General features: G+C 70.1%; 6 protein-coding genes and 1 pseudogene. 3 read left to right on the top strand and 4 right to left on the bottom strand.

The annotated features are described in order from the left end of the window. A pseudogene (locus V7E45_RS40805) lies at positions 1-94 on the top strand (transglycosylase SLT domain-containing protein); the annotation flags it as partial. 12 nt (positions 95-106) lie between these two features. Here the strand turns inward: V7E45_RS40805 and V7E45_RS38980 are convergent. Continuing rightward, a complete protein-coding gene (locus tag V7E45_RS38980; RefSeq protein WP_333779025.1) occupies positions 107-397 on the bottom strand; it encodes a hypothetical protein in 291 nt (96 codons plus the stop codon). Positions 398-731: 334 nt separating this feature from the next. On the opposite strand from V7E45_RS38980, the gene V7E45_RS38985 reads away from it, so the two are divergent. Beyond that, a complete protein-coding gene (locus V7E45_RS38985; protein ID WP_333779026.1) occupies positions 732-1,091 on the top strand; it encodes an STAS domain-containing protein in 360 nt (119 codons plus the stop codon). Positions 1,092-1,112: 21 nt separating this feature from the next. Here V7E45_RS38985 and V7E45_RS38990 read toward each other — a convergent pair whose 3' ends face one another. Then, the gene (locus tag V7E45_RS38990; RefSeq protein WP_333779027.1) at positions 1,113-1,337 is read right to left on the bottom strand and encodes a hypothetical protein; all 225 of its coding nucleotides are present in this window, start codon (positions 1,335-1,337) and stop codon (positions 1,113-1,115) included. 38 nt (positions 1,338-1,375) lie between these two features. Further along, positions 1,376-1,822 (bottom strand): hypothetical protein, encoded by a 447-nt coding sequence (locus V7E45_RS38995; RefSeq protein WP_333779028.1) that lies wholly within the window; start codon positions 1,820-1,822, stop codon positions 1,376-1,378. A 281-nt stretch (positions 1,823-2,103) separates the two neighbouring features. On the opposite strand from V7E45_RS38995, the gene V7E45_RS39000 reads away from it, so the two are divergent. After that, a complete protein-coding gene (locus tag V7E45_RS39000; protein ID WP_333779029.1) occupies positions 2,104-2,895 on the top strand; it encodes a bestrophin-like domain in 792 nt (263 codons plus the stop codon). A gap of 16 nt (positions 2,896-2,911) precedes the next feature. Here V7E45_RS39000 and V7E45_RS39005 read toward each other — a convergent pair whose 3' ends face one another. Then, positions 2,912-4,093, bottom strand: a complete 1,182-nt coding sequence (locus V7E45_RS39005; RefSeq protein ID WP_333779030.1) for a CapA family protein — start codon at positions 4,091-4,093, stop codon at positions 2,912-2,914. Positions 4,094-4,390: the final 297 nt, after the last annotated feature.

Raw genomic sequence — 4,390 nt, forward strand, 5'->3', positions numbered from 1 at the left:
CAACTCCACCGACCCGGTCGCCAACATCACCGCGGCCGCCAACTACGCCGCCCACCGCTACGGCTCCATCGACAACGTCAACTCCGCGTACTGAGCCCGGCGGTCGTCACTCGTCCGGATTGAGCTCCGCGTACATCGTCTCCAGCAGCTCCCCGGCTCCGGGAGCGTCTGGGTCGCCGGGAACCTCGTAGTACCCGCCCAGGGTGGCGATCACGTCCCGCCGGGAGCCGTCGTACTCGTGCCCGTGGTCCTCCTGCTCCTTCGAGGACCCGGGGTCGGGGATCCGCCACCACCACACCCTGTCCCGGATCTCGTCCTTGGACAGGCGGCCTTCCAGGGTGATGTCCCTGCCCTGGACCTTCCCCGTGATCCTGGCGGAGTTCGCCTCGGTAGCCATCAGCCAGATCTCCTTTCGCCGATCGGTTCGCGGCTACCCGCGAACCGCACCCGCAGCGCATCGCGCACCCAGCGAATCGGCCAGGTGTGCGACACGTCCCCTTTGCCCAAGTTCCCTGGTGCCGGTGGCCTCGATGTGCCACGCTCGAAGGACGACCAGCCTGGTCCGGTGGGAGACCCCGCGCCGTCGTGCGGTGACAGCGACGGTGGCCGACGGAAGGTGCGGGTGGTCTCGCTCGGCTGTGATGCGGCGCCGTATGCCGCGCGCTTGACGGCCTACTTCCGGCAGTGGAAGCCGACCGTGATGGGCTTTACACCCGAACGGTGGTTTCACCATGCCGACCTTCGGCGTACACATCAGCGACCACACGGAGCGGATCGTGGTCACCGTGGTGGGCGAACTGGACTTCGACACCTGCCCCCGGATCACCCAGGTGACAGACACGGTGATCATCCGCGACCGTACCCTCTGCCTCGACCTCGCGGGTGTGCCGTTCCTGGACGCCAGCGGCGTGGGACTGCTGCAGGTCCTGAACGAGCACGCCGGTGCGCAAGGCGGCCTCCTCGAACTGTCCGGCCTGCAACGCCAGCCGCGGCGAGTCCTTGAACTCACCGAAACACGAACGCAGTTCCGCGTCGCGTCCGTTCCCGGGGTGGCGAACCGGCCGCCGTCGGGGTGCCACGCCGCGCCGTGACGCAGGGGTGCGCGGAGCCGACTACGCCTCGCGGCCGGCGAACAGTTCGAGATGCCCGCACTTGGGGCAGCGGTACGCCTCTATCTGCCGCCGAGGCCGGCCCATCCGCTTGGCGCCCCCGAAGATCCCCCGCTCCAACGCGCCCTCGATCCAGCGCGCGTACCCCCGCGAGTGCTCGCCCGCGTCCTCGATGAAGCCCTCCATCAGGCCGACGTTGCCGCAGTGGGTGCACGTGTGGTTGTCCATACGGCGATTGTAGAGAGGCGCAGTTCGGTGCCGCCCCGCTATCCGGACCGCTCCGCCGACAGGTCGATGGTCCGCGTGCCCGCGGCCGTCCGTGCCCGCACCGCGAGAGTGGGGCCGTCGGCTTCACCGGTGATGTCACCGGTGACGGTGAGTCCGGTCACGGCGCGGCTCCCCGCCGCGAGCACGTACCACGAGCCCCTCGGCGAGCGCCAGTTCGCGTGGACGACGTGCTGTCCGAACCGGCCGCACGCGCCGGTCGTCCGCAGCGTCGCCACCGTTCTGGCCTGCTCGCCGGCGGGTGCGGCCGTCGTGGGCAGGGTCACGGTCACGTCGCCGGGTTCGAACTCCTGGGACGCCAGGATCGACGCGACGCCGCTGACGAGCGTCACGTCGAGCTGTAGCGCGCAGCGCAGTTCGGTCTCGACGCGGTCGTAACCGGCCGCCTCCAACACCCCTCGTGCCTCCGCCTCGGTCAGCCGTTCCACCCTCACTGCTCGGCGTGGAGCAGGCCGCGGGTGGAGACCTTGGGGAAGCGGCTGAGCAAGGACGAGACCATCAGGCGGGTGCCTTCCGCGACCTATGAGTGGGGCCCGGCATTCCGGCAAACGAGTGAACCTGGCCTCTGGTCACACGAGGACCCGCCGACACCCGGGCCGCAGGACTCGCGTCGCGACTCACTCGCTGGTGTGAACTCCCACCCGCAGTTCCGCTCCTGGGCCGGGACCTGGCATTTCCGGTGCCTGCCGCCGCCCTAGACTCCGCGCTCATGTCGCTCTGGCTGCTGAACCATCTCAGCACTTTCACCCTCGCCGTCGTCGCCGTCGGAGGGACGGTCCTCCTGGCGGTCGCCGGCAGTGTGCTGCTGCGCCGCCGCTATCCCTCGGTGGCCCGCGGCGAGCACAACGACATGGTCGGTGTGACGCTGGGAATGTTCGGTGCCATCTACGGGATCATCCTTGCCTTCGTCATCGTCACCTTGTGGACGCAGATGGAGGACACCCAGACCATCGTGGCCTCCGAGGCCACGGACGCGGCACTCATCGCCCGTGACGCCGCGGCCTTTCCGGCATCCGTACGGGCCCGGATCGACTCCAGCCTGAGCGGCTACGTCCATGCGGTCGTCGAGGACCAGTGGCCCCGGATGCGGGCCGGACACCCGAGCTACGGCGCCACGGAGAGCCACCTGCGGGACGCCTTCCACGTGCTCCAGACCTACGACCCGAAGAGCGGACGCGAGGAGGTCTTCTACGAGGAGGCCGTCGGCCACCTCAACGACGTCGCCACCCAACGCCGCGCCCGCCTGACCATGGCGGGACAGCGACTTCCCCCGCTGCTCCAGGTCCTGGCCTTCGGCGGCGCACTCGTCCTGGTCCCGCTCACCTTCCTGTACGGCATGCGCAAGCTGCGGGTCCAGCTCCTCTTCGTCGCCTCGGTCGCGGCCCTGGTCGGCTTCAGCCTGCTCCTGGTCCTCGTTCTGGACCGCCCGTTCGCCGGCGAACTCAGCGTGAGCCCGGCCCCGTACCGGGAAGGAGCCCTGGCGCAGTACTGGGTGCGGTGAGCCGGCGGACGCCCGGTCATGGGCGTCGGATCGTCCCGTCCGACGAGATCCGGGCGGCGTGCGAGCCGAAGTCCTCCTCCGACAGGCCGGAGACGAGATCGATCCCGTCGCCGCCCGGCTCCGGCGTGCCCGGCTCGACGATCCGGGTCGGGTGCAGGCGTCCGGACAGATAGGTCCCGTCGGCGCGGAGGGTGACGTCCAGCAGACCGCTGGTGGAGAGGAGGCCGCCGAGGCCGAACACCTTGTAACCTGCGAAGTTGCCCAGGCTGTAGGCGATCAGCCGGCCCTTGTAGAACTCCATTCCCCGCATGACGTGCGGGCCGCTGCCCACGACGAGATCGGCGCCGGCGTCGATCACCGCATGGCTGAAGCGGTAGCCGTCGCCGCGGTTCTCCCCGAGGAACCACTCGGTGCCCGGCTCCACATGGGTGTGGTCGGAGCCCTCCGCACCTGCGTGCATGGTGACGACGACGATGTCCGCCATCTTCGCGGCACGGGAGACGAGCCGTCTGGCGGCGGGGATGTCCTTGAGGTCGCTGGACCCCTGGTCCGGGGCGAACCCGATCACCGCGACCCTGATGCCCCGTACCCGCTGGACGGTGATCTGGCCCAGGCGGCCGGTGAACGCCAGGTTCACGGAACGCAGCGCGGCCATCGTCTCGCGCCGCCCCTCCGCCCCGAAGTCGTCGATGTGGTTGTTGGCCAGGTTCATGACCGTGAACCCGGCCTCCTTGTACCAGCGGCTGTAGGACGGCGGGGCGTGGAACGCGAAGCAGTTCGGGCTGTCGTCGTCGCACTTGCTGGTGCCGTCGGTGGTGAGCGTGCCCTCCAGGTTCCCGAGGACCACATCGCCGGTGAGCAGGTCGGCGACCGGGTCGAAGAACGAGGCGCCGTCGTCCGGTGGCAGGTCGTCCGGCAGCGTTCCCATCACCACGTCGCCCACGGCGGCGATCCGCACGTTCCCCGTGGGGCGCGGCGCGGGAGGCGCCGCCGCCGGCATCCGTGACCGCGTGCCCGGGGCTGTCCGCGGGGGAGTGGCGGTGGAGCCGGTGGGGTTCGGCTCCCCGGAGCCGTCGCGCACGACACACCCCGCGACGACCACACCTACGCCGGCCAGAGCGAGAGCGAGACGGTGATGACGCCGCACCGTCGTCCGCCGGGTGCGCCGCCGGGCGTCCTGCTCATGGGACGTGATCATCGGCTCATGCTACGAAGCGTGCATGCGTCCTCTGTGCAGGCCGGCGACGGCGTGTTCCGGGGTCCGCGCCGTGCGCGGGTCGTCGGTCGGGGCCTGTCGTCGGGTGGTGGAGGTGCGGGTCAGCCGATGGGTGGGCCGGTCGGGGGACGTGCGGGGACGGCCCGGCGGGCTGAAATGAATACACGAAAGGCCGACCGGCCCCAGTCCCCCAAATAGCTTCCTAAGGATTTCTCATGCTGAACGCCCGACGTCACCTGGCCGCCCGTATCGCCGGTATCTCCTGCATCGCCGCTCTCG

It is taken from the genome of Streptomyces sp. IBSBF 3136 (genome assembly GCF_036815105.1).
GTDB lineage: Bacteria > Actinomycetota > Actinomycetes > Streptomycetales > Streptomycetaceae > Streptomyces.

Bases quoted from the DNA above. Each gene is read 5' to 3' on its own strand.
- V7E45_RS38990 (WP_333779027.1), bottom strand. From the start codon at position 1,337: ATGGACAACCACACGTGCACCCACTGCGGCAACGTCGGCCTGATGGAG.
- V7E45_RS39005 (WP_333779030.1), bottom strand. From the start codon at position 4,093: ATGATCACGTCCCATGAGCAGGACGCCCGGCGGCGCACCCGGCGGACG.
- V7E45_RS38985 (WP_333779026.1), top strand. From the start codon at position 732: ATGCCGACCTTCGGCGTACACATCAGCGACCACACGGAGCGGATCGTG.
- V7E45_RS39000 (WP_333779029.1), top strand. From the start codon at position 2,104: ATGTCGCTCTGGCTGCTGAACCATCTCAGCACTTTCACCCTCGCCGTC.
- V7E45_RS38980 (WP_333779025.1), bottom strand. From the start codon at position 397: ATGGCTACCGAGGCGAACTCCGCCAGGATCACGGGGAAGGTCCAGGGC.